The sequence below is a fragment of the Pseudomonas putida genome, assembly GCF_026625125.1.
Classification (GTDB): domain Bacteria; phylum Pseudomonadota; class Gammaproteobacteria; order Pseudomonadales; family Pseudomonadaceae; genus Aquipseudomonas; species Aquipseudomonas putida_X.
In genome coordinates this window covers 4744565-4768810 of sequence record NZ_CP113097.1, presented here as the reverse complement: position 1 = coordinate 4768810, position 24246 = coordinate 4744565, and the positions used below count along the sequence as shown (strand labels likewise).

At 61.8% G+C, this 24246-nt stretch carries 18 protein-coding genes; 3 read left to right on the top strand and 15 right to left on the bottom strand.

Features of this window, described 5'->3' with window-relative positions; all coding sequences use genetic code 11:
• Positions 1-288: 288 nt before the first annotated feature.
• The 4 genes from gcvT to gcvH all read right to left on the bottom strand — a co-directional run bounded on the left by gcvT (position 289) and on the right by gcvH (position 6214).
• Positions 289-1410, bottom strand: a complete 1122-nt coding sequence (gene gcvT / locus OSW16_RS21930; RefSeq protein ID WP_267818461.1) for a glycine cleavage system aminomethyltransferase GcvT — start codon at positions 1408-1410, stop codon at positions 289-291.
• Positions 1411-1438: 28 nt separating this feature from the next.
• Positions 1439-2815 (bottom strand): L-serine ammonia-lyase, encoded by a 1377-nt coding sequence (locus tag OSW16_RS21925; RefSeq protein WP_267818459.1) that lies wholly within the window; start codon positions 2813-2815, stop codon positions 1439-1441.
• 148 nt (positions 2816-2963) lie between these two features.
• Positions 2964-5819: an aminomethyl-transferring glycine dehydrogenase gene (gcvP, locus tag OSW16_RS21920; protein WP_267818457.1), complete on the bottom strand. Its 2856-nt coding sequence runs from the start codon at positions 5817-5819 to the stop codon at positions 2964-2966.
• An 11-nt stretch (positions 5820-5830) separates the two neighbouring features.
• Positions 5831-6214, bottom strand: a complete 384-nt coding sequence (gene gcvH, locus OSW16_RS21915; RefSeq protein WP_267818454.1) for a glycine cleavage system protein GcvH — start codon at positions 6212-6214, stop codon at positions 5831-5833.
• A gap of 604 nt (positions 6215-6818) precedes the next feature.
• On the opposite strand from gcvH, the gene OSW16_RS21910 reads away from it, so the two are divergent.
• Both OSW16_RS21910 and OSW16_RS21905 read left to right on the top strand, forming a co-directional pair.
• On the top strand, positions 6819-8744 hold the full coding sequence (locus OSW16_RS21910) for an S-type pyocin domain-containing protein (protein WP_267818452.1): 1926 nt from the start codon (positions 6819-6821) through the stop codon (positions 8742-8744).
• A complete protein-coding gene (locus tag OSW16_RS21905; protein ID WP_267818450.1) occupies positions 8741-9007 on the top strand; it encodes a bacteriocin immunity protein in 267 nt (88 codons plus the stop codon). The genes OSW16_RS21910 and OSW16_RS21905 overlap by 4 nt, the downstream gene beginning before the upstream one ends.
• Before the next feature lie 90 nt (positions 9008-9097).
• Here the strand turns inward: OSW16_RS21905 and gltS are convergent, their stop codons facing one another.
• From gltS to arcD (OSW16_RS21870), 7 genes are all read right to left on the bottom strand, one after another.
• Positions 9098-10303, bottom strand: coding sequence for a sodium/glutamate symporter (gene gltS, locus OSW16_RS21900; RefSeq protein WP_267818448.1), 1206 nt, complete (start codon positions 10301-10303; stop codon positions 9098-9100).
• A 152-nt stretch (positions 10304-10455) separates the two neighbouring features.
• Positions 10456-11964 (bottom strand): sigma-54-dependent transcriptional regulator, encoded by a 1509-nt coding sequence (locus tag OSW16_RS21895; RefSeq protein ID WP_267818446.1) that lies wholly within the window; start codon positions 11962-11964, stop codon positions 10456-10458.
• 149 nt (positions 11965-12113) lie between these two features.
• Positions 12114-12482, bottom strand: coding sequence for a DUF5064 family protein (locus OSW16_RS21890; protein WP_267818444.1), 369 nt, complete (start codon positions 12480-12482; stop codon positions 12114-12116).
• A 56-nt stretch (positions 12483-12538) separates the two neighbouring features.
• The gene (gene arcC / locus OSW16_RS21885) at positions 12539-13468 is read right to left on the bottom strand and encodes a carbamate kinase (RefSeq protein ID WP_115273960.1); all 930 of its coding nucleotides are present in this window, start codon (positions 13466-13468) and stop codon (positions 12539-12541) included.
• 119 nt (positions 13469-13587) lie between these two features.
• Positions 13588-14598 (bottom strand): ornithine carbamoyltransferase, encoded by a 1011-nt coding sequence (locus OSW16_RS21880; protein WP_241804270.1) that lies wholly within the window; start codon positions 14596-14598, stop codon positions 13588-13590.
• A 68-nt stretch (positions 14599-14666) separates the two neighbouring features.
• Entirely contained in the window at positions 14667-15920 is a 1254-nt protein-coding gene (gene arcA / locus OSW16_RS21875; RefSeq protein WP_241804271.1) for an arginine deiminase, read from the bottom strand.
• Between the two features lie 32 nt (positions 15921-15952).
• Entirely contained in the window at positions 15953-17380 is a 1428-nt protein-coding gene (arcD, locus tag OSW16_RS21870) for an arginine-ornithine antiporter (RefSeq protein WP_267818439.1), read from the bottom strand.
• 436 nt (positions 17381-17816) lie between these two features.
• Between arcD (OSW16_RS21870) and arcD (OSW16_RS21865) the strand changes: the two genes are divergently transcribed.
• Positions 17817-19244 (top strand): arginine-ornithine antiporter, encoded by a 1428-nt coding sequence (arcD, locus tag OSW16_RS21865; RefSeq protein WP_267818437.1) that lies wholly within the window; start codon positions 17817-17819, stop codon positions 19242-19244.
• On the opposite strand, the gene OSW16_RS21860 is transcribed toward arcD (OSW16_RS21865), so the two are convergent.
• The 4 genes from OSW16_RS21860 to OSW16_RS21845 form a co-directional block, all read right to left on the bottom strand.
• Entirely contained in the window at positions 19230-19637 is a 408-nt protein-coding gene (locus tag OSW16_RS21860; RefSeq protein ID WP_241804274.1) for a YbaN family protein, read from the bottom strand. The genes arcD (OSW16_RS21865) and OSW16_RS21860 overlap by 15 nt on opposite strands.
• A gap of 54 nt (positions 19638-19691) precedes the next feature.
• Positions 19692-20285 (bottom strand): biliverdin-producing heme oxygenase, encoded by a 594-nt coding sequence (locus OSW16_RS21855; RefSeq protein ID WP_267818436.1) that lies wholly within the window; start codon positions 20283-20285, stop codon positions 19692-19694.
• A 199-nt stretch (positions 20286-20484) separates the two neighbouring features.
• Positions 20485-23070: a TonB-dependent receptor gene (locus OSW16_RS21850; RefSeq protein WP_267818435.1), complete on the bottom strand. Its 2586-nt coding sequence runs from the start codon at positions 23068-23070 to the stop codon at positions 20485-20487.
• Positions 23071-23196: 126 nt separating this feature from the next.
• Complete coding sequence (locus tag OSW16_RS21845; protein WP_267818434.1) at positions 23197-24159, bottom strand: FecR family protein; 963 nt, start codon at positions 24157-24159, stop codon at positions 23197-23199.
• Positions 24160-24246 lie beyond the last annotated feature (87 nt).

The following is a 24246-nucleotide window of genomic DNA, read 5'->3' as shown; positions in this document are numbered from 1 at the left end:
ACTGGGCTGGGTTGCAGGAAAGTAAGTCACGTCGAACGGGTTGTAGCAGATTGCGGCTACTGGCCCAGGTCACGAACTGTTGCGACCCATGCAAACACAGTGCATTGACTCTACGCCAACTCCCAAGAAAAAAACAAGCCCTTGGTCAGCTGGAAAATCGGGCTTTTTTCGATAACTGGAAAATTCGTCGCAAACGGCATGACGCCTGGCCTGGCGCCATGTTCATAAGTTATGGAGCAGGTTCGAAAACGAATAAGTCGACCTGCCCGCAAACCTCATGTACCGCGTTCAACCGCGATAGTAACGTTGCGCCACAAAAGGCGTTTTGCTGACTTTCAGGGCAACCTTCTTGCCGCGCACCAAGGCAAACAGTGGCGTGTCCAGCGCGCCATGTTCGATATCGACATAACCCATGGCCACCGGCGCGCCAAGTGTCGGGCCGAAGCCGCCACTGCTGACGTTGCCCACAGGCTTGTCAGCGGCATCGACAATCTCTGCGCCTTCGCGCACCGGTGTACGTTCCTGTGGCAGCAGGCCCACACGCTTGCGGGCCACGCCTGCTTGCTGCTGGGCAAAGATCACCTCGGCGCCTGGGAAGCCGCCGGCACGCGCCCCTTCGGCACGGCGAACCTTGGACATGGCCCAGAGCAGGCTGGCCTCGACCGGCGTGGTGGCGGTATCCATGTCGTGGCCATACAGGCACAGGCCAGCTTCCAGGCGCAGAGAGTCGCGCGCGCCCAAGCCGATCGGCTGCACCTGCGGATCGGCCAGCAGGTGGCGGGCCAGGGCTTCGGCGGCCTTGGCCGGCACCGAAATCTCATACCCGTCTTCGCCGGTGTAGCCAGAGCGGCTGACGTAGCAGTCTTCGCCCAGCAGGGTGACGGGGCGTACCTGCATGAAGGTCATGCCGGCCACTTCCGGGGCCAGGCGCGCGAGCACGGTGACTGCGGCCGGGCCTTGCAGGGCGAGCAGGGCACGCTCCTCGAACAGTGGCTGAATCTGGCAACGGTCACCGATATGCTGCTGCAGGTGGGCCAGGTCCTGCGCCTTGCAGGCGGCATTGACCACCAGGAACAGCGTGTCGTCGCCCAGGTTGGCAACCATCAGGTCGTCGAGGATGCCACCTTGCTCGTTGGTGAACATCGCATAGCGCTGCATGCCCACCGGCAGGTCGATGATATCCACTGGCACCAGGCTTTCCAGGGCCTGGGCGGCATCCTTGCCGCGCAGCATGATCTGGCCCATGTGCGAGACATCGAACAGCCCGGCCTGCTCACGGGTGTGCAGGTGCTCCTTGAGCACGCCCAGCGGGTACTGCACCGGCATGTCGAAGCCGGCGAATGGCACCATGCGCGCGCCCAGTTCCAGGTGCAGGGCGTGCAGCGGGGTCTTGTGCAGTGTTTCGGACATCGGTGACTCCTTGGGTTTTGTTGTCGGGTCAACATTCGATGATGTTGACGGCCAGACCGCCGCGGGCGGTCTCCTTGTATTTGCTTTTCATGTCGGCGCCGGTCTGGCGCATGGTACGGATGACCTTGTCGAGCGAGACGTAGTGCTGCCCGTCGCCACGCAGGGCCATGCGCACCGCATTGATGGCCTTGACCGAGCCCATGGCGTTGCGCTCGATACAGGGCACCTGTACCAGCCCACCGATCGGGTCGCAGGTCAGGCCCAGGTTGTGCTCCATTCCGATCTCGGCGGCGTTTTCCACCTGTTGCACGCTACCGCCCATCACCTCGCACAAGGCGCCGGCTGCCATCGAGCAGGCCACGCCGACTTCGCCCTGGCAGCCGACCTCGGCCCCGGAGATCGAGGCGTTTTCCTTGTACAGGATGCCGATGGCCGCGGCAGTCAGTAGAAAACGCACCACGCCGTCTTCACTGGCGCCGGGGACGAAGCGCATGTAGTAGTGCAGTACCGCCGGTACGATGCCCGCTGCACCGTTGGTCGGGGCAGTGACCACGCGCCCGCCGTAGGCGTTTTCCTCGTTGACCGCCAAGGCATAGAGGTTGACCCAGTCAAGTACCGACAACGCATCGCGAAGGTTGGCTTCCGGGTGCTGGCTGAGTTGGCGGTACAGTGCTGGTGCCCGGCGTTTGACCTTGAGCCCGCCCGGCAGGATGCCCTCGTGCCGGTAACCGGCGGCGACGCAATCCTGCATCACCTGCCAGATCCGCAGCAGACCTGCACGGGTTTCGGCCTCGGGGCGCCAGGCCGCCTCGTTGGCCAGCATCACCTGGCTCACCGAGAGATGATGGGCGGTGCAATGCCCGAGCAGTTGCTTGGCGGTCTTGAACGGGTAGGTGAGAACGGTGCTGTCTTCGACGATACGGTCCAGCCCGGCGGCCTCTTCATCGACCACGAAACCGCCGCCTACCGAGTAGTACTCCCGGCTGCGGATTTGCAGGCCGGCCGCGTCGAAGGCGCGAAAGATCATGCCGTTGGGGTGGTAGGCCAAAGGCTTGCGGATCAGCGCCAGGTGCTGCTTCTCGACGAAGGCGATGCTGTGTTCACCCAGCAGGCGCAGGTGGCCGCTTTCACGGATTGCCTGCAGGCGGGCGGGAATGGCTTCGGTGTCGACGGTATCGGGGTGCTCGCCTTCCAGGCCAAGCAATACCGCCTTGTCGCTGCCATGGCCTTTGCCCGTGGCCCCCAGCGAGCCATACAGTTCGGCCTTGACGCTGGCGGTGCTGGCCAGCAGGCCGTCGCGGCGCAAGCCTTCGGCGAACCGCGCGGCAGCGCGCATCGGGCCGACCGTGTGTGAGCTGGAGGGGCCGATGCCGATCTTGAACAGGTCGAAGACGCTCAGTGACATGGTGCTTGCTCCAGAGGTATCCGGTTATCCCATTGGGGCTGCTGCGCAGCCCATCGCCGGCAAGCCAGCTGCCACAGGTGCTGCAACCTGCCGCGTAACCTGTGAGAGCCGGCTTGCTGGCGATGGGCCGCGCAGCGGCCCCACGCGGTCAGGCGTCCTGGTAGCTCTCGATCGACGGGCAGGCGCACACCAGGTTGCGGTCGCCGAACACATTGTCGACCCGGCCCACAGGCGGCCAGTACTTGCCTTCCACCAGGCTTGGCAGCGGGTACACCGCCTGTTCGCGGCTGTAACCATGGGCCCACTCGCCAGCCAGCTCGGCAGCGGTGTGCGGCGCGTTCTTCAGCGGGTTGTCATCCTTGTCCAGGCTACCGTTCTCCACCGCGCGAATCTCTTCGCGGATCTGGATCATCGCATCGCAGAAGCGATCCAGTTCTTCCTTGGCCTCGCTTTCGGTCGGCTCGATCATCAGCGTGCCGGCCACAGGGAAGGACATGGTCGGGGCATGGAAACCGAAGTCGATCAGGCGCTTGGCCACGTCGTCGACGCTGATGCCGCTGGTGTCCTTGAGCGGGCGCAGGTCGAGGATGCACTCGTGGGCGACCAGGCCATTGCCGCCGGTGTACAGAACAGGATAGTGCTCTTCCAGGCGGCGGGCGATGTAGTTGGCATTGAGGATCGCCATCTGCGAGGCACGCTTGAGGCCGGCACCGCCCATCATGCGGATGTACATCCAGGTGATCGGCAGAATGCTGGCGCTGCCGAACGGTGCGGCGCATACCGCGCCGTCACGGTTGTCCAGTTGCGCGTGGCCGGGCATGAATGGCGCCAGGTGCGACTTGACGCCGATCGGGCCGACGCCTGGGCCACCACCGCCGTGCGGAATGCAGAAGGTCTTGTGCAGGTTCAGGTGCGAGACGTCGCCGCCGAACTTGCCCGGTGCGCACAGGCCCACCATGGCGTTCATGTTGGCGCCGTCGATGTACACCTGGCCGCCGTTGTCGTGAATGATCGCGCAGATCTCGCCGATCGCTTCTTCGAACACGCCGTGGGTCGACGGGTAGGTGATCATGATCGCGGCAAGGCGCTCGCGGTGCTCGATCGCCTTGGCACGCAGGTCCTCGACATCGACGTTGCCACGCGCGTCACACGCGGTGACCACGACGCGCATACCGGCCATGTGTGCGGTTGCCGGGTTGGTGCCATGAGCCGAGGACGGGATCAGGCAGATGTCGCGATGGCTTTCGCCGCGGCTGCGGTGGTAGGCGCGGATGGCCAGCAGGCCCGCATATTCACCCTGCGAGCCGGCATTGGGTTGCAGCGATACGGCGTCATAGCCGGTGGCGGCGCAGAGCATGGCTTCCAGCTCGGTGGTCATCTGCAGGTAACCCTGGCTTTGCTCGGCCGGGGCGAACGGGTGCAAGTTACCGAACTCGGCCCAGGTCACTGGGATCATTTCACTGGCGGCGTTGAGCTTCATGGTGCACGAGCCCAGCGGGATCATGCTGCGGTCCAGCGCCAGGTCCTTGTCGGCCAGGCGGCGCAGGTAGCGCATCAGCTCGGTTTCGCTGTGGTAGCGGTTGAACACCGGGTGTTCGAGGATGGCCGACTGGCGCAGCAGGGCGGCAGGCAGACGCGAGCCGGTACTGGCGGCCAGGGCGGCGAAGTCCGGTTGGGCCTGCTGGCCACCGAACAGCTGCCACAGCGCCTCGACGTCAGCCTGGGTGCTGGTCTCGTCGAGCGACAGGCCCAGGTGCGCGGCGTCGATCTGGCGCAGGTTGATGCGCTGGGCGCGTGCCTTGTCGTGCAGGCTGGCGGTAGCGCCGCCGGTAGCCAGGGTCAGGGTGTCGAAGGCGGTCTCGCCGACCACTTGCACGCCGAGGGTTTTCAGGCCGGCAGCGAGGATCGCGGTCAGCGCGTGGGTGCGTTCGGCGATGCGCTTGAGGCCCGCAGGGCCGTGGTACACGGCGAACATGCTGGCAATGTTGGCCAGCAGCACCTGGGCGGTGCAGATGTTGCTGGTGGCCTTTTCGCGGCGGATATGCTGCTCGCGGGTTTGCATGGCCAAACGCAGGGCGGTCTTGCCGAAGCGGTCGATCGACACACCGACCAGGCGGCCCGGCATGTCACGCTTGAAGGCGTCGCGAGTGGCGAAGTAAGCCGCGTGCGGCCCGCCAAAGCCCAGGGGTACGCCAAAGCGCTGGGCGCTGCCGATGGCCACGTCCGCTTCGAACTCGCCTGGTGGGGTCAGCAGCGTCAGCGCCAGCAGGTCGGCGGCCACGGCGACCAGGGCGTTGGCGGCGTGGAAGCGCTCGACGACTTCACGGTAATCGAACACTTCGCCGGTGCTGGCCGGGTACTGCAGCAAAGCGCCGAAGAAGGCGCTGACATCGCCCAGCTCACGCTCGTCGCCCACCACGATCTCGATACCCAGCGGCTCGGCACGGGTGCGCAGCACGTCGAGGGTCTGCGGGTGGCAGTGCACGGACGCGAAGAAGGCATGGCTGGCCTTGTTCTTCGACAGCCGCTTGCAGAAGGTCATGGCTTCGGCGGCGGCGGTCGCTTCGTCGAGCAATGAGGCGTTGGCGATCGGCAGGCCGGTCAGGTCGCTGACCAGGGTCTGGAAATTGAGCAAGGCTTCCAGGCGGCCTTGGGAGATTTCTGGCTGGTAAGGCGTGTAAGCGGTGTACCAGGCCGGGTTTTCCAGCAGGTTGCGCAGGATCGGCGCTGGGGTGTGGGTGTTGTAGTAGCCCTGGCCGATGTAGTTCTTGAACAGCTGGTTTTTACCGGCGATAGCTTTCAGCGCGGCGAGGGCATCGGCCTCGCTCTGGCCGTCTTCGGCGCCCAGTACACTGGTGCCCTTGATGGTGTCGGGGATGACTGCGGCGGTCATTGCCTCCAGCGAGTCGAAACCCAAGGTGGCCAGCATGGCCTGCTCATCTGCGGCGCGCGGGCCGATGTGGCGGGCGATGAATTCGTTGGCGGTGCCGAGGTTGATGGTCATGGTCGGGCTCCTCAGGCGTCGTCGTTGGCTTTGATCAGGCGGTCGTAGGCGTCCTGGTCGAGCAGGGCTCCGACTTCGCTCATGTCGGCAGGCTTGAAGCGGAAGAACCAGCCTTCGCCCAGCGGGTCTTCGTTGACCCGTTCAGGGTTGTCGTTCAGGCCGTCGTTGACGGCGACCACTTCACCGCTCAGGGGCATGTATACGCCGCTGGCGGCTTTGACCGACTCGACGGTGGAGGCTTCGGCGCCTTTGTCGTAGTGCTGCAGCTCCGGCAGTTGCACGTAGACCACATCGCCGAGAGCGTTCTGGGCGTAGGCGGTGATGCCTACGGTGACGCTACCGTCGGCTTCGACGCGCAGCCATTCGTGATCTTCAGTGAAACGCAACTCGCTCATGGGGAATCCTCGGGAAGCAGGGCGTTGGGCGCGGTCGGTTCGCGCTCTTGGGTTGGATTTACCTAAGCAAAAATGCGGCCAATTTTAAAATTCATATATATATCAAATACTTAATTGAGGTTTGCACCTGTCTTCAACATGGAGCTGGAGCGAAATCGTTCCGCTTCGCGTGGCACAGAAAAAAAACAGCAGATCAAACCCTTACGTTTACTCCTTGAAATGTGTCTGTAATGATTTAGATACAGTGTATTTTTTTCGTTACGAGCGGGTCTCGTGTTGATGTTTGAATCAGCGCGGCAGTACTCAGCTCAATACGTATAAAGAGACACAGGGTCGATGCCCTCATAACTTTGTAAGTATAAAAATGTGTAGGCTATTTCTATTTTTTTGTACCTCGCCGCGTTCAAGTCCAAAAGCCGTTTGACGTCAGTTATTATTGGCTCGGAATTTTTACCTGCTGTAATGGATTCGCTCATTTAATGCAGCTTAACAGCTGGCTGTAAGTGTTGGTGCTAATTTGCGTGATTGCGCAAGTGCTTGGGTCGATACGCACGCCAAAGCACGCAGTTGAATATTGTAAAAATGAGTTTTCAAGGAAGGATGCATGTCGAGAAAGCGCAGGCAAATTGAGTTGGATTATACGTTTATAGGGGGAAAGCCTCCGGTGGGCGGTTCTGTAATACCGCCTGGGCACTCAGGGCCATTGCCGCCGTTCGTTAAGGGTCACCAAGAAGATTGGTTCAGAGGGCTGGATGTACGCAGTAAGGATGGGCGGCAGAAAATTGAGTTCTATCACAAAGCGCCTTATGCAATGAAGGGCGCCGATGGTGATGCCAGAAATGAATACCTGGTAAATTTGTCCGTGGCCGCTCAGCACATCGATTCCGATGCACGGACGATTCGCCAGACGTTGGGAGGGCACCCTTCATCCCCTATTGATGCGCTGAGAGGTGACATTGCCGCACGTCACGTGCTTATTGAAAGGAAGGTCAATGACTTAAATGCGCAACGCGTCGCAGCCAACAGTTATTTCGGTTCCAGTCCTTTCGGCAAAAGCCCCGTCGACTACGCAATGGCGACGCATCGACTTATCCAACAGTCGCGCTTAGGGCCCCCAGCGCTGAAACAAGCATTGAAAAACGCGTACAAGGCGGCCTATACCGTTCAGCTACGTGAAGCAGAAATTCAAATACTTCACGCTCAGATCGCGACGTTAGAACAGGCTGTTGCGAACGCTGAAGTGCAAGCCGAAGCTCAGCGACAGGCCCATACCGAAGCGATGGCCCGAGCCCATGAAGAGGCGCTGAAGAGAGACCATGAAGAGGCTTTGGCGCGGGTACGCGCCATTGCTGAAGCACAAGCCAGAGCGCGTGAGGTCGCTGCCAAGGCAGCGGTCGAGCGGACGTTGGCAGAGAAGGCCATTCGTGAGGCCAACACTTACGAAGTCCTGCTCACTGGGCTTGCGGTAAATCCGGCGGTCGTCATGGCCCGAGGCGCCGCGCCAGTGCTTGACGCCGGTTTGACGCTGGGCACAGCGATACGCGCTGCAGTTGCATCGCTGGGCGCTGCATCGATCGAAGCGGTGGTGGGGCCGTTCCTGGTGGGGACTTTTGCGTTGCTGTATTCCCCCAAGCTGGGCAATGGGGAGTTGCAACACAACTACGTTCTGAGCGCGCCGCTGACTGACCTCACGGTCGAACTCGATGCTGCTGCTCAGGCTGCGGCCATCGAGCGAGGTGCGGTCGACCTGCCGATACGGATGGGCGACAAGCGCGAGCAGATCGGGCCAACCGAACTGTTCGCCGCCCGTACTGATGGCGCCGTCATCTCTTGCGCCGTACCGGTCCTGGCGGCGCAGTACGACGCGCAAAACGGTCAGTACATCGTCACCACTGATGACGTGCCACCCAGAACGCTGGTTTGGACGCCTGCAGTCGAGCCGACTGACAGTTCCACAGCCTTGCCGGCCCTACCGCCTCCCATAACGGCGCTGGTTGGGCCGATGCTGGAGCCGCTTGAAGGCCGGCTCGACATCTATCCTGACCTGCCAGATATTGGGTTCGATGACTATGTCATCATCTTCCCGGCCGACTCCGGGTTGCCGCCGCTCTATGTGATGTTCAAAAGCCCCCGGAACATGCCAGGGGTGGTGACAGGTAAAGGGCGGCTGATACAGGGTCAATTTCTGTATGAAGGGAATCGAGAGGGGGCTCCGATTCCTGCTCAGATAGCCAGTAAACTGCGAGGGAAGAAATTCAGCAGTTTCGGTGCATTTCGCAGGCGGCTATGGCAGCTGATTGGGCGCAGCCCGTTGTTTGAGGGGCAGTTTGATTTAGGTGAACTCTTGATTATGCGTCGTGGTTTGGCACCTCCTGTACGGAAAAATGAGCGGGTAGGGCAACGGTGGAAATTTGAGATCCATCACATAAAGCGAATTGTTGATGGGGGCGCGGTTTATGATGTGGAGAACATGACTATCCTGTCGCCAAAGTTTCACATTGAAGCACATGTGGAGAAAAAAGAGCTATGAAAGAGACAATATCTGATTACACGGAAGAAGCATTTTTCCGGCTTGTTTATGGGATCTACCATGGAGATCCGGTTCTTTACCCCACGGATCGAAAACACACAGACGGTATGATGAAATTTGAGCGGCTGTCTGAGCACCCATTGGGTTCTGATCTGATTTTTTACCCTTCAAAAGTAGGCATTAAAGATTCCCCTCAAAGTGTGGTCGATGAAGTGAAGAGGTGGCGAGCTGAGCAAGGTTTGCCGGGCTTCAAACATTCATAATTGCAGCAAGGAATTCCCGGTCGCCTCAGGCCGGGAGATTCCGACTCATAGTATTTCTACTTTCGACGTAAGCATCGTGACCTAGCGTTATCAGCTTGCGCCAAAAAACGGCAGCGCCAGGTACAGCTTGATCACCACCACATTGATGATGTCGATAAAGAACGCCCCGACCATCGGCACCACCAGGAAGGCAATTTGCGAAGGCCCGAAGCGTTGCGTGACCGCTTGCATGTTGGCAATGGCCGTTGGCGTTGCGCCCAGCCCGAAACCGCAATGTCCTGCCGCCAGTACGGCTGCATCGTAGTTGCTGCCCATGATCCGGAATGTCACGGATATGGCAAAAAGCGCCATGAGCAAGGTCTGCGCTGCCAGCAGCGCGAAGAATGGCAAAGCCAGTGCCGCCAGATCCCAGAGTTTCAGCGACATCAGCGCGATCGCCAGGAACAGCGACAAGCTGACATTGCCCAGTACCGATACTTCGCGCTCGAAGACCTGATAGCGGCCGAATGCTGAAAGCCCATTGCGCAGCATGACACCGACGAACAAGACACATACGAATGTCGGTAATTCGAATGCGGTCTCATGCAGCTGCTTGTTCAACAGGGTGCCCGCCATCAAGCTGACGGCGATCAGCGTAAGGGTTTCGATCATTGAAAATGGCGTGATCAAGCGTTCTTGGTTCGGTTGCTCGAAACCCTTGGGTGCACGGGGTATTTCCTGTTCCAACTCCGGTGTCTGCACACGGCTGATGAGCAGGCGGGCGACAGGCCCGCCAATCAGCCCACCCAGCACCAGGCCAAACGTGGCAGCGGCCAGTGCCAGCTCGGTGGCGGAAACCAGGCCGTATTTCTCGCTGAAGGTGGCGCCCCAGGCAGCGCCCGTGCCGTGGCCGCCCGACAGGGAAATCGAACCGGACAGCAAACCCATCAGCGGGTCGAGCCCCAGCGCCTTGGCCAGGCCAATGCCCAGGGCATTCTGCACCACCAGCAGCCCGGTGACCGCCATCAGAAAGACACCGACAATTCGCCCGCCTTTTTTCAGGCTGGCGATGTCGGCACTCAAACCGATGGTGGAAAAAAATGCCAGCATCAAGGGCGTTTGCAAGGACGTATCGAACTGCACTTGGATGTCCATGGCGCGCAGGCCCAGAAGCAGCAGGGCAACCAGCAAACCGCCGGCTACCGGTTCGGGAATATTGTAAGTGCGCAGAAAACCGACGCGTTTTACCAGGACGCGCCCCAGTAGGAGCACCAGCGAAGCGGCCGCCAGTGTGCCGTAGAAATCGAGTGCAAGCATGCAAGGTACTCTCTGCTCTGTTTAGCGGCGAACAGTCCTTGGTGCGCCTGAGGGGAGCGAGTGTAGGTGCAGTGCCTGCGTTATGCGGGTAGGAAAAACCTGATAAACACTCGGAATTTACGCCGAAAATACAGGGGCGGGTGGCGAACCCTTCAGAGTTTGTTTGGAATGCCGTACTTGCGCAGGCGCTGGGCAATCGCGGTATGCGATGTCTGCAGGCGTCCCGCCAGCTGCCGCGTCGAAGGGTAACTGGCATATAGCCGCTGCAGTAGCTGGCGTTCGAAATCACCCACGGCCTGTTCCAGGCTCGCTACTTCGCCATCCTGCCCACGCGCCACCGAGGTGCCGGCGATGTCCAAGTCGCCGATGTCCACCAGGTTGCTTTCACAGATGGCCGCCGCCCGAAAAATCACGTTCTGCAGCTGGCGCACGTTGCCCGGCCAAGGGTTGGCCAGCAGAGCCGAGTGGGTGGCAGGGGTCAGGCGGCAGGCGGGGCGCTGGATCTGTGTGCAGGCTTGCTGCATGAAGTAATGCGCGAGCATGAGGATGTCCTGGCCGCGGTCACGCAGTGGCGGCACCTGCAGGTTGAGCACGTTGAGGCGGTAGAACAGGTCTTCGCGGAACGTGCCCTCGGCAACCATGCGTTCCAGGTCGCGGTGGGTGGCGCTGATGATGCGCACATCGACCTTTACCTCGCGGTCGCCGCCCACGCGGCGGAAGCTGCCATCGCTGAGAAACCGCAGCAGTTTGGCCTGCAGGTACGGCGACATCTCGCCAATCTCGTCGAGAAACACCGTGCCCTGGTTGGCCAGCTCCATCAGCCCGGGCTTGCCACCCCGTTGGGCGCCGGTGAAGGCGCCGGGGGCATAGCCGAACAGCTCGCTCTCGGCCAGGCTTTCGGGCAGCGCGGCGCAGTTTAGGGCCAGGAAAGGCGCCGCTTGGCGGCTGCTGATGGCATGGCAGGCACGGGCCACCAGCTCCTTGCCGGTGCCGGTCTCGCCATTGACCAGCAGGGGCGCATCCAGGGCCGCTACCCGCAGGGCGCGGGCCTTGAGGGTGCGGATCGCCGGGGACTCGCCGAGCAACCCATCAAAGCCCTCTGCATGGTCGTGGTGCAGGGCCGACAGGCGTTCGCCCATGCGGTTGGGCGGGTACAGGGTCAACAGGCCACCGGCGTTGGTGATGGGCGTAGCGTCCAGCAGCAGGCTCTGGCCGTTGAGCTGCATCTCGCGCATCGGCAGATGGAAGTTGTTGTCCAGCAGGGCCTGCAGCAGGCCGGGGTCACCGAACAGCTCGCCAACAGACCGCCCCGCTGACTCACGCCCGCACAAGGCTATCAACGCGGGGTTGGCCAGCAGCACCAGGCCTGCGCTGTCGACGGCCAACACCGGGTCACTCATGGCGGCCAGCAGGGCATCGAGCTGCAGGTGGCGGCGCTGGCCGGGGAGGATGTCGACCACGTCTACCGACTGCACGCCATGTACCTCGAACAGCGCGTCGTGCAGTTCTTCGAGCACGGCTGGGCTCAGGGTTGGGGCGTCGATGTAGACGTTCGGTGGGACCATCTCCACGGCGTCCAGGTTGAGGTTACGGGCACCGAGCAGGGCGAGGACTTCCTGGGTGATGCCGACGCGGTCGATGAAGCTGACGTGGATGCGCATGGGGAGGCGGGGGTCATGGCCGGGGAGGGCGGTAGTATGCCTTGGGAGCAGGGTTGAACCCAATCGCCGGCACGCCGGCTCTCACAGATACCCCGCTTGCCTGAGGCTCGGCGGGGTGCCTGTGGGGGCCGGCTTGCCGGCGATTGGCTTCACTCTAAATGTTCAGGCTTGATCGGATCGCCGGACTTCACATCCAGTTTGGCGCGGATGTCCTCGAACATCTGGTCGTAGATCTTGTGCGGTGAACTGAGCGTTTCAAATTTCTTGGGTGGTGTGAGGTGATTCTGCGCCTTGCGGCTGAGCACCATCAAAAAGCTCGGCAAGACCTGGTCTTTGGCCAGGAAGAACGTTTCATCCACCGGTTTGCCCTCGATGCTTCCATGCAGGCGAAACTGCACACCTCGGCCTTCCTTGGGATCCTGGGTCGCTTCGTACTCGATGTTGAGGTCGTAGCTGTGGTCATTGGTATTCAGCGCAGTGCGCTCGATATGCACGTGACCAGGTTCGAACTGGGCCATGGCGGAATCCTCCGAAGGGTCGAAAATGGCGGGCGGCCGGCGCCCGCCTACTGCAGTCAACGGTAGCTGATGCCTGGCTTGGCGGTTGAAACACGGGTGCCGGCGGTGCCCTTGACGATATCCTCGATATTCTCCAGCGAGCTGATCACCGCGACCTTGCCGGTGGCGCGGGCGAAATCGCTGGCGGCCTGCACCTTCGGCCCCATGGAGCCGGCGGCGAAGCCCAGGCGTTCGAGTTCGTCGGGGTGGGCCTGGGCAATGGCTTTTTGCGTGGGCTTGCCCCAGTCGATGTAAGCCGCATCGACGTCAGTGGCGATTATCAGCAGGTCGGCTTCCAGTTGCTCGGCCAGCAGCGCCGAGCACAGGTCCTTGTCGATGACCGCTTCGATGCCTTTGAGCTTGCGGTTTTCATCGTACATGGTGGGGATGCCGCCACCGCCGGCGCAGATCACGATGCTGTTTTTTTCCAGCAGCCACTTGATCGGGCGGATCTCGAAGATGCGCTTGGGTTTGGGGCTGGCCACCACGCGGCGGTACTTGTCGCCGTCGGCCTTGACTACCCAGCCTTTTTCCTTGGCCAGGCGTTCGGCTTCTTCCTTGCTGTAGACCGGGCCGATGAACTTGGTAGGGTCCTTGAAGGCCGGATCGTTGGCATCGACTTCGACTTGGGTCAGCAGGGTGGCGAACGGCACTTCGAACGCCAGCAGGTTACCCAGCTCCTGTTCGATCATGTAGCCGATCATGCCTTCGGTTTCGGCGCCAAGCACGTCCAGCGGGTAGGCTTCATCAGGTTTGTACGACAGGGCCTGCAATGACAGCAAGCCAACCTGGGGACCGTTACCGTGGGCGATGACCAGCTCGTTGCCAGGGTGAATCTTGGCGATCTGCTCGGTGGCGGTGCGGATATTGGCGCGCTGGTTGTCAGCGGTCATGGGCTCGCCGCGACGCAGCAGGGCGTTGCCGCCCAATGCTACAACGATACGCATGGGAATGTCCTTGTGTGGGCAGCTTCAAGCGCCAAGCTACAAGCTCAAGATGAGGCGGGCTGCAGTCATGTGCCGCTGTTCTTGTAACTTGGAGCTTGAGGCTTGCAGCTATTCAGCGTTTAAAGATCAGCCAGGGTCGACACCAGGATCGCCTTGATCGTGTGCATGCGGTTTTCCGCCTGTTCGAAAGCGATGCAGGCGGGCGACTCGAACACGTCGTCGGTCACTTCGATGCCATTGGCCAGGTCCGGGTACTGTTCGGCGATCTGCTTGCCGACCTTGGTCTCGGAATTGTGGAAGGCCGGCAGGCAGTGCATGAACTTGGTCCGCGGATTGCCGGTGGATTTCATCAGTTCCGTGTTCACCTGATAGGGTTTGAGCTGCTTGATGCGCTCGCCCCAGGCTTCGATCGGCTCACCCATCGACACCCAGACGTCGGTGTGCACGAAGTCCACACCTTTGACCGCGGCTTTCGGGTCCTCGGTCAGGGTGATGCGTGCACCGCTTTCCTCCGCGTATTTCTTGCAGCGCTCGACCAGGTCGTCATGAGGCCACAGCGCTTTTGGCGCAGCGATACGCACGTCCATACCGAGCTTGGCGCCGATCAGCAGCAGCGAGTTGCCCATGTTGTTGCGGGCGTCGCCCAGGTAGGCATAGCTGATGTCGTGCAGCGGCTTGTCGCTGTGCTCACGCATGGTCAGCACATCGGCGATCATCTGGGTCGGGTGGTACTCGTCGGTCAGGCCATTGAACACCGGCACCCCAGCGAACTTGGCCAGCTCTTCGACGATTTCCTGCTTGAAGCCGCGATACTCGATGGCATCGTACATGCGCCCCAGTACCCGGGCGGTGTCCTTCATGCTTTCTTTGTGGCCGATCTGCGAAGAGTTGGGATCGATGTAGGTGACGTTGGCACCTTGGTCATAAGCGGCCACTTCGAAGGCGCAGCGGGTGCGGGTCGAGGTTTTCTCGAAGATCAGGGCGATGTTGTTGCCCTTCAGGTGCTGCTGCTCGGTCCCGGTGTACTTGGCACGCTTGAGGTCGCGGGACAGGTCCAGCAGGTACTTCAGCTCGCGGGTGGTGTGGTGTTCGAGGCTGAGCAGGTTGCGGTTGTGAATGTTGAACGCCATGGTGATTCTCCTTGAGTTCGGTAATCGGCCCGGCCACCGCCTTGTGGGGGCAGCCGGGAAAATGGTCGTTAGTAATCGATGGGGTCACGCACGATCGGGCAGGTCATGCAGTGGCCGCCGCCACGGCCCCGGCCAAGCTCGCCGGCACTGATGGTGATGACCTCGATGCCAGCCTTGCGCAGCAGGGTGTTGGTGTAGGTGTTGCGGTCGTAGCCGATGACCACGCCAGGCTCCATCGCCACCACGTTGTTGCCGTCATCCCACTGTTCGCGCTCGGCGGCGAAGCTGTTGCCGCCGGTCTCGACCACGCGCAGCTTGACCCCCAGTTGCTCGCCCACCACTTCGATGAACGACTTGTTCTCGCGGCGCACGTCCATGCCGTAGGGCTTGCTTTCGTCCGGCCGGATGATGAACGGCACGATTTCTTTCACCACCTCGGGGAAGATTGTCACCAGGTCGCGGTCGCAGAAGCTGAAGACGGTGTCCAGGTGCATCGCCGCGCGCGATTTCGGCAGGCCGGCAACGATGACCTTCTCCACTGCGCCCTTGGCGAACAGGTTCTGCGCCAGTTGCCCTATGGCCTGGCGTGAAGTGCGCTCGCCCATGCCGATCAGCACGATGCCTTTGCCGATCGGCATCACGTCACCGCCTTCAAGGGTGGCGTTGCCGTGTTCTTTGTCCGGGTCGCCGTACCAGACCTGGAAGTCGGCACCGGTGAACTGCGGGTGGAATTTGTAGATGGCGGTCGTCAGCAGCGTTTCTTGGCGTCGTGCCGGCCAGTACATCGGGTTCAGCGTAACCCCGCCGTAGATCCAGCAGGTGGTGTCGCGGGTGAACTGGGTGTTCGGCAACGGTGGCAGAATGAAGCTGGAGTGGCCCAGGTAGTCGTTGTACATCTTGACCACGTCGGCGCCCTCGCTCTGCGGCAGGTCCTGGCCGGCCACACCGCCGATCAGGAACTCGGCGAGGTGGCGCGGCTCCAGGCCTTCGAGCCAGCTGCGCACTTCGTTGGTCAGCCCCACACCTACGGTGTCAGGGGTGATCTTGCGGTCAAGGATCCACTTCAGCGCGTCTTTGTTCTGCACGATATCGGTCAGCAGGTTGTGCATCTCCAACACATCCACGCCGCGCTCGCGCATCTTGGTGACGAAGTCGAAATGGTCGCGTTTGGCCTGGTCGACCCAGATCACATCATCGAACAGCAGTTCGTCGCAGTTGCTCGGGGTCAGGCGCTTGTGCGCAAGCCCTGGGGCGCACACCATTACCTTGCGCAGTTTGCCGGCTTCGGAGTGCACACCGTACTTCTGTTTTTCAGCGGACATGGTTCTTTCCTCCAATTGAGCGATGACGTGGGTCACAGGGTCAGGAAGCCGTCATACAGGCCATAGGCCGCCACCAGGGCGCCGGTGACCACAGCCGCGAAGATCAGTTTTTCCACGTTGGTGAAGATCGGTTGGCCAATTTCACGCTTGGCCTTGGCGAACAGGATGACCCCAGGGGCATACAGCAAGGCCGAGAGCAGCAGGTACTTCATGCCGCCTGCATACAACAGCCAGATGGCGTAGATCAGTGCGATGGCGCCGATGAGCAGGTCTTTATTGCGTTCGCTGGCGGCCTGCTCGTAGGTTTCACCGCGCATGGCCAGCAAGAAGCCATAGGCTGCCGACCACAGGTAGGGCACCAGAATCATCGAGGTGGCGAGGTAGATCAGTGACAGGTAGGTGCTGGCGGAGAACAGTGTGATCACCAGGAAGATCTGCACCATGGCATTGGTCAGCCACAGGGCGTTGGCCGGCACCTGGTTGGCATTTTCGCGGCGCAGGAACTCCGGCATGGTGTGGTCTTTGGCTGCGGCGAACATGATCTCGGCGCACAGGAGCACCCACGACAGCAGTGCGCCGAGCAGCGAGATGATCAGGCCGACGCTGATCAGCACCGCGCCCCAATGGCCAACCACGTGCTCCAGCACGGCCGCCATCGACGGGTTTTGCAGTTTGGCCAGTTCCGGTTGAGTCATCACACCCAGCGACAACACGTTGACCAGCACCAGGAACAGCAACACGGTGATGAAGCCGATGACCGTGGCCTTGCCGACGTCGGCGCGTTTTTCCGCTCGCGAGGAGAAAATGCTCGCCCCCTCGATGCCGATGAACACCCAGACGGTGACCAGCATCATGTTGCGCACCTGGTTCATCACGCTGCCCAGTTCCGGCGTACCGGTGGCCCAGATGTCAGCGGTGAAGATGTCGAGCCGGAAGGCGAACAGGCAGATCAGCGCGAACAGCACCAGTGGTACCACCTTGGCAACGGTGGTGACCAGGTTGATGAACGCCGCTTCCTTGATGCCGCGCAGGACCAGGAAGTGCACTGCCCACAGCAGCACCGATGCGCCGATGATGGCGGCCGGGGTGTTGCCTTCGCCGAAGATGGGGAAGAAGTAGCCTAGGGTGCTGAACAGCAGCACGAAGTAACCGACGTTGCCCAGCCAGGCACTGATCCAGTAGCCCCAGGCCGAGGAGAAACCCATGTAGTCACCGAAGCCGGCCTTGGCGTAGGCGTATACCCCGCCGTCCAGATCAGGCTTGCGATTGGCCAGGGTCTGGAACACGAAGGCCAGGGTCAGCATGCCCACTGCGGTGATTGCCCAGCCGATCAGTACGGCGCCGACGCCTGCGCTCGCGGCCATGTTTTGTGGCAACGAGAATATACCGCCACCAATCATCGAACCGACGACGAGGGCAACGAGTGCGCCAAGTTTTAATTTTCCGGAAGAATCAGACATTTAACAACTCCATACCAGGAGAACGTTGACGACAGAATAAATCCGTCGCCGTGGCCATGATCTGACATGGATCAGTTCATGGCGTTGTGAAGTAGGAAATTTCCTTCACTTGACTCCTGGAGCGTGCCGACAGCCCTGTTGCAGGCCCTGTACCCTGGCACCTCCATGCACAACCAAAACAAACGCCGTGTTCAGCCTGCGAACTCTGACGCTAGTCGCTTTTGCAGTTTTCGCAAACTTTTCTCAACAAATCCCAGGGGTGATCGAGGGATTAAAGTTGCACGTCGGACAAGCGTTTATCTGGGATAGCTGGTATAGACAAAAGAGTTATGAGTGCTATAGCTTTAATGGCTTTGTCTATTATAAGCAGCCTTATTCATATACTGATAAAGCTGTTTCAGCGGTATGACAACACGAACGACAGACGGGGAATCGCATGGGCGAACCAGGACAGAAACTGCGCTTAGGCGCGTTGATAGCACTGGTGGTCGGTTCGATGATCGGCGGCGGTATATTCTCGTTGCCACAGAACATGGCCGCGCGCGCGGATGTCGGTGCCGTGCTGATTGGTTGGGGTATCACGGCGGTGGGCATGCTGGCGCTGGCCTTCGTGTTCCAGACCTTGGCCAACCGCAAGCCTGAGCTGGATTCAGGGGTGTATGCCTATGCCAAGGCAGGGTTTGGCGATTACATGGGCTTTTCGTCAGCGTGGGGGTACTGGATCAGCGCCTGGCTGGGCAACGTGGGGTACTTCGTGCTGCTGTTCAGTACCCTTGGCTTCTATTTTCCGGTGTTCGGTGAGGGCAATACGCCCATTGCCATCGGCTGTGCCTCGTTGCTGCTGTGGTCGGTGCACTTTCTGGTGCTGCGTGGCATCAAGGAGGCGGCGTTCATCAACCAGGTGACCACCGTGGCCAAGGTGGTGCCGCTGCTGATCTTCATCGTCATTGCCGCCTTCGCCTTCCGCGCCGACATCTTCACTCGGGATATCTGGGGCGTGAGCAACCCGCAGTTCGGCAATGTGCTGGACCAGGTGCGCAACATGATGCTGGTCACCGTATTCGTGTTCATCGGCATCGAAGGCGCCAGCGTCTATTCGGGGCGGGCGCTGCGCCGGACGGATGTGGGCAAGGCCACGGTGATCGGTTTTCTCGGGGTACTGGCGCTGCTGGTGCTGGTCAACGTGCTGTCGCTGGGGGTGATGACCCAGCCGGAACTGGCCGGCTTGCAGAACCCCTCACTGGCCTCGGTGCTTGAGCACATCGTCGGGCCATGGGGCGCGTTGCTGATCAGCATCGGCCTGGCAGTTTCGCTGCTCGGCGCCTTGCTCTCCTGGGCGCTGCTGTGCGCAGAAATCCTCTTCGCCACGGCCCGGGACAAGACCATGCCGCGCTTTTTGGCCAAGGAAAATGCCAACCATGTGCCGGCCAATGCCCTGTGGCTGACCAACTGCATGATCCAGGGGTTCTTGCTGATCACCCTGGTTTCGGCGGGTACCTACACCAGCCTGATCTACCTGGCGTCGTCGATGATCCTGGTGCCGTACTTATGGTCGGCTGCCTATGCGGTGCTGTTGGCGCTGCGCGGGGACAGTTATGCCGGGCAGGAGGCGCTGCGCCGCAAGGACCTGTTGGTGGCGTTGGTGGCGCTGGTTTATGCGGTGTGGCTGCTGTATGCCGGTGGGCTCAAGTACCTGCTGCTCTCGGCATTGCTGTACGCGCCAGGGGTGATCCTGTTCGCCCGGGCCAAGCGTGAGCAAGGCCAGGTGCTGTTCACCACGTGGGAGAAGGTGATCTTTGCCGCGGTGCTGATTGGCGCGGCCCTGGCCGCTTATGCGCTGTATTCAGGGCTACTGAGCCTGTGACGCAGGCGGGCATGCCTGCTCTGGCCGTGACCAGATCCACAGGTTGCCCAGGGCCATGCCGGCGATGGCCAGAAACACCGGCCAGTGATGGTCGAGGAACGCCAGCATCAGGCCAGCGCACAGCAGCATGCTGAGGGTTGCGCTGACCTTCGCTCGGCGTTGGATGACCTTGCCATTGCGCCAGTTGAACAGGATGGGGCCGAACAGCCTGTGGTTCTCCAGCCATGCCGACAGGCGCGGCGAGCTGCGTGTCGCTGCCCAGGCAGCCAGGAGGATGAACTCGGTGGTCGGCAGGCCAGGAATGACGATGGCGACCAGGCCGATACCCAGGCTCACGTAAGCCAGAATGCCATAGAGCAGGCGCGAAAGTTTCGAGCGGGCAGGTCGGGTCATGGTCTCACTGCAGAAAACGGTCCGGCCACCGGAAGGGCGGCCGGGTAGAGCATATCAGGCCAGCGCGCGGTCGGCGGCGTAGGCATGTTTGAGCAGTTCGGTGAAGCGCTCGAAGGCGGCCACAGCGCCGCGCTCGGCTGCAGCGTCGTCTTCGGCAGACAGCGCCAGGCCATCGAGGGTTCGGGTGAACTGCTTCCAGCCTTCGGCGCGGCCTCCGGCCGGTTCGCCCAGGTGGCGTGCGCCAAAGCTGTCGGACAGCCCCAGGGCCACGGCCCGTTTGATCAGAAATGCGGCGCCCAGTTTGGAGCCTTCGGAGACGAAGATCCAGCCCAACGCCTCTGCCAGGCTTGGGTCGCGCAAGGCGCCGGGTACTGCAGCCGGTACTTCGGTGTTGAGGTCTGCCAGGTCCAGGCGGGCTTGTTCGGCGCGGCAGCGCTGGGCCAGGTCAGGCACGATGGCGATCAGTTTCGGGTCGTTGTACAGGGCCTGCAGTTCGGATTGGAACAGGTACTGGGCGACGACGAAGCGGGCGAAACTCTCGCGGCTGTCGAACGGCGCATGCGATTTGACCAGCGCATCGAGCTCGGTGTGCGGTGCGTGGGTGACCTGGTTGAGACGTTGCGAGCGCAGGGCTGGGCGGTCGGTCATGGTGTTTCCTTGGGAATGGGTGGCGTCTAGGGACAAGACGAAACAGCGGCGTGGGGAGAGTAAAAAAACTGGTTTTTCGTGTTGTCAGTAACGGCCCTGTCGCCGGCAAGCCGGCTCCCACAGGGTAGCCACTGCCCTCAGGTTCAGTGGCGTAGCTGTGGGGGCTTGCCGGCGATAGGGCCAGTACCGATCAGCTCAGTCAGATATCCCACACCACATTGATGGCGAAGTTGCGCCCTGGCATGGTCAGGCGGTCGAGGTTGGCCGGCTGGGTCACGCCCGCCTCACCCTGGCCGTCGTAGCCGCGCACCGAATCCCACTGCCAGTATTTCTTGTCGGTCAGGTTGTACAGCCCAGCGTTGACCGTTACGTCGTCGGTCACCTTGTAGAAACCGCTCAGGTCCAGCACGCCGTAGCCAGGGGTACGGAACTGCGAGCTCTGTCCGTCCGGGGCGAAGAACGTAGTGTCGTCGACGCGGGTCTTGCGCTTGACCAGGGTCCAGCTCAACAGACCACCGTAATTGGGCTGCTCATACCCCAGGCCGAACACGCCGGTCAGTGGGTTGACGCTGTTCAGCGGCTGGCCGTTGTCGTCGTTGCGGCCGTGGGCGTAGGCGATCGAGCCTTGGGTGTAGAGCCCCTCCGGAGCACCGAAATGGTCGAGGTTGAGGCGGCCTTTGACCTCTGCGCCCTTGATGGTGGCGTGCTTGATGTTGTTGGCCTGGAAGGTGGTTTCCAGGTTGGCCGACTGCACGGCGTCTTCGTCGATGAAGTCGCGGTACTTGTTGTAGAACACCGCAGCGCTGAAGTTACCGGCGTCGAAGTTGCCGCGCAGGCCGGTCTCGTAGCTCTTGCTCTTCTCCGGCTCAAGCCCGGGGTTGCCCTGCACGCTGTAGCCCAGTGTCGGGTTCTCGAAGCGGCCGTACATCGACTTGGCAGTCGGTGTGCGGAAGCCTTCGGCGTATTGGCCGTACCAGGTGTAGTTTTCGTTGAAGGCGTAGGTCAGGCCGAACTTGGGCGACAAGCGGTGCCACTTCTTGTCCGAATCATCGAGGCTGCCAGGTGCGGCTCCGGAGCCTTGGATGCCCCGCAGGAATTCGTCGGTGAATTTCGGCTCCATGCGCGTGTAGTCGTAGCGGGCACCGGGCAGGAAGGTCCAGTTGTTCCAGCGGATCTCATCCTGCACGAACAGGCTGTAGGTGTTGATGGTCGGGTCCGGGAAATCGCTGACCAGGGCCTGGCCGTCGCGCGAGCTGTCCTGGCCGATGGCGGTGCAGGTACCGCCAATGGCCACACAGGTGCCGGAGCCGCTGCGTGAGCCGGTCACTTCTTCATGCTTTATGGTGGTGCCGTAGGTCAGCAGGTGATCGGTCTGGCCGATGCTGAAAGCTTTGTCCAGCTGGGCATCGAACACCCATTGGCGGTCCTTGTAGGTGGTCTGGCGGTCGCGCAGCACCTGCCGCCCCGACGCGACATACAGCTCATCGGTACGCTGGTCGGTCTTGGCGATCTGGTAGTTCAGGCTCCATTTCACGTGGTCGGCGACCAGGCTGTCGAGGCCGAACTCGTGGTTGATGCCGAAGCGCTCGCGGGTGACGGTGTCGTTGCCCTGGCGCGTGCGGTAGGAGTTCATGGCACCAAAGCCTGGAATGAACGGCCCTCCCACGGCGCTGAGGATGTTCTGGTCGCGGTCGTCCTTGTAGCGCTCATAGGTCAAGCCAAAGCGTGCGTCGTCGGCATAGTTCCAGCCCAGCTTGGCCAGCACGTTGGTGGTGCGCACATCTTCCGGGTTGGCTTCGGTGCGTGACAGCCCGGTGCCGCCGTGTTCGCCATACGATTCGGTTTCGTGGCCATTGCGCTGGCTCACATGCAGCAGGCCGTCGAAGTCGCCCTGGCGGCCGGCCACGGTGGCAGAGGTCAGCCAACTATCGTCGGCCGAGCTGTAGCCGGTCTTCAGGCGCGCGCCCACATCCCTGCCGGGCTTGATGATGTCGTCCGGGTCGAGGGTGAAGTAGCTCACCGCGCCACCGATGGCGTTGCTGCCATACAGCACCGAGGCCGGGCCGCGCAGGATCTCCACGCGCTTGACGATTTCCGGGTCGACGTAGTTGCGCTGCGTCTGGGCGTAGGGGCCGTAGAAGAAGCTGTCGGGGATCGACACACCGTCGATCTGGGTGAGGATGCGCTCGCCGTCGATACCGCGGATGTTGTAGCCGTTCAGGCCGCTGCGCTGGCCCACGCCGCCGACCGACACGCCAGGCTCGTAGCGCACCAGTTCCTGGATGTCATTGACGTTCTGCCGGTCCAGCTGTTCGCGGGTCTGCACGCTCACGGTGCTGGGTACCTGGCTGACATCCTGAGCGCTGCGGGTCGCGCTGACGGTCATTTGCTGCAGGGCAATGGCGTTGCCCGCCTGACGCTCCAGCACCACATTACCGTTGCTGATCTTGCGATAGCCCAGGCCGGTACCTTGCAGCAGTTGTTTCAGCGCTGCTTCCGGAGGCAGCGAGCCGCGGACGCCTGGCGAATCCACACCCTCGGCCAGTTCGGCGCTGAAGCCTACCTGCCAGCCGGTCACCTGGCTGAAGGCGTTGACGGCCTCGACCAGGGGCTGCTGGGCGATGCTGAAGCGGTAGCCGCCCATGCGCGGGGTTGTTGCCTGCGCAGGGTCCGCGGCCAGCGCCGGCAGGCTGCAGGCGCCACTGGCGAGCAGGGCCAGGGTCAGCAGGGACAGTTGGCCGGTACGGCGGGGAAGGTGGGACGGGCGAGTTGGACCTGTGGACATCGAAAGCGCTCCCTGACGCGCGAACTGTTATAGGTGATTACCGTTCCTGTTTTCAAACAAGAATCAGTTGCATTGGCTATAACGAGACGGGCGGGCCTGGGCGATCGCGTAAAAATAATCTTCAGGTCAGTTGAGGATGACCACGGCGGGGTATTCGTGCAGCTGTGCCGAGGTGATATGGGCCAGCGCCCGCAAGGTCTCCAGCGGCTGGTCGAGGCGGTAGTTGCCGGTGACCGCGATATCGCCCAGGTGGGCGTTGCGGTTGATGATCCAGCCAGGGTAATAGCGCCGCACCTCGGCCAGCACCTGGCTAAGTGGGCAGTTTTCGAACACCAGGCGCCCATCGACCCAGGCGAGGTCCTTGTGCATGTCCGGGCGCTGGCGCTGGCCGAAGCCTTTCGGGCCGACGCTGATACTGTCGCCGGCGCTCAGGCGGATCCGCTGGTCGCTGGCGGCCTGCAGGTCGACATCGCCGCGCTGTACCCGGACCTGTGCTTCGCCATCGAGGTAGCGCACGGCAAAATCCGTGTCGCGCACCTGTGCCCGTAGCGGGCCGGCCTGAACTTCCAGGGGGGGGTGGCTGCCACCGGGTACCTGGAAATACGCCTCGCCTTGTAGCAGCCGGGCCACCTGACGGCCGTCGCGCAGGTCGCTGGCGAAGGCCGAGTCGGTATTGAGCAGCACCTTGGCGCCGTCATCGAGTTGCAGGCGCTGACGCTCGCCCACCACGGTCAGATGATCAGCTTGCAGGCGCATCGGCAGGTTGCCGACCGTGAACAGGCCGACCAGCAGCACTGCGGCAGTGGCCAGGGGTTTCCAGTGGGCGCGCAGGCGCCCGCCTACCGAGCGTCGCCGGCCCTGGTCCATCTTCATGGCAGCCTGACGCAGGGGGGAACCGTTCCACAGGGCTTCGGCTTCGACGTAGGCTTCGGCGTTTTCCGGCGCAGCACTGAGCCACTGCTCGAAGGCCAGGGTGTCGGCTTCTGTGGCGCATTGCAGGCGTACCAGCCAGTCCAGCGCTTCGTCCATCGCTCGGGCACGGGCATTGGGCCCGTTGGTGGGCGGGCGAGGGGCGCAGCTGTCGGTCACGGTGAATCCTTGAAATGATTTTCCCGAATGATCAAGGCTTAGGCGGGGCGTGGCAAGCGCTTCGCCGAAGTAGGGTGGCCAGCGGTC

Excerpts from the sequence above, each read along its gene's own strand:
- gcvT (WP_267818461.1), bottom strand. The coding sequence starts at position 1,410 with ATGTCCGAAACACTGCACAAGACCCCGCTGCACGCCCTGCACCTGGAA.
- OSW16_RS21925 (WP_267818459.1), bottom strand. The coding sequence starts at position 2,815 with ATGTCACTGAGCGTCTTCGACCTGTTCAAGATCGGCATCGGCCCCTCC.
- gcvP (WP_267818457.1), bottom strand. The coding sequence starts at position 5,819 with ATGACCATCAACCTCGGCACCGCCAACGAATTCATCGCCCGCCACATC.
- gcvH (WP_267818454.1), bottom strand. The coding sequence starts at position 6,214 with ATGAGCGAGTTGCGTTTCACTGAAGATCACGAATGGCTGCGCGTCGAA.
- OSW16_RS21910 (WP_267818452.1), top strand. The coding sequence starts at position 6,819 with ATGTCGAGAAAGCGCAGGCAAATTGAGTTGGATTATACGTTTATAGGG.
- OSW16_RS21905 (WP_267818450.1), top strand. The coding sequence starts at position 8,741 with ATGAAAGAGACAATATCTGATTACACGGAAGAAGCATTTTTCCGGCTT.
- gltS (WP_267818448.1), bottom strand. The coding sequence starts at position 10,303 with ATGCTTGCACTCGATTTCTACGGCACACTGGCGGCCGCTTCGCTGGTG.
- OSW16_RS21895 (WP_267818446.1), bottom strand. The coding sequence starts at position 11,964 with ATGCGCATCCACGTCAGCTTCATCGACCGCGTCGGCATCACCCAGGAA.
- OSW16_RS21890 (WP_267818444.1), bottom strand. The coding sequence starts at position 12,482 with ATGGCCCAGTTCGAACCTGGTCACGTGCATATCGAGCGCACTGCGCTG.
- arcC (WP_115273960.1), bottom strand. The coding sequence starts at position 13,468 with ATGCGTATCGTTGTAGCATTGGGCGGCAACGCCCTGCTGCGTCGCGGC.
- OSW16_RS21880 (WP_241804270.1), bottom strand. The coding sequence starts at position 14,598 with ATGGCGTTCAACATTCACAACCGCAACCTGCTCAGCCTCGAACACCAC.
- arcA (WP_241804271.1), bottom strand. The coding sequence starts at position 15,920 with ATGTCCGCTGAAAAACAGAAGTACGGTGTGCACTCCGAAGCCGGCAAA.
- arcD (WP_267818439.1), bottom strand. The coding sequence starts at position 17,380 with ATGTCTGATTCTTCCGGAAAATTAAAACTTGGCGCACTCGTTGCCCTC.
- arcD (WP_267818437.1), top strand. The coding sequence starts at position 17,817 with ATGGGCGAACCAGGACAGAAACTGCGCTTAGGCGCGTTGATAGCACTG.
- OSW16_RS21860 (WP_241804274.1), bottom strand. The coding sequence starts at position 19,637 with ATGACCCGACCTGCCCGCTCGAAACTTTCGCGCCTGCTCTATGGCATT.
- OSW16_RS21855 (WP_267818436.1), bottom strand. The coding sequence starts at position 20,285 with ATGACCGACCGCCCAGCCCTGCGCTCGCAACGTCTCAACCAGGTCACC.
- OSW16_RS21850 (WP_267818435.1), bottom strand. The coding sequence starts at position 23,070 with ATGTCCACAGGTCCAACTCGCCCGTCCCACCTTCCCCGCCGTACCGGC.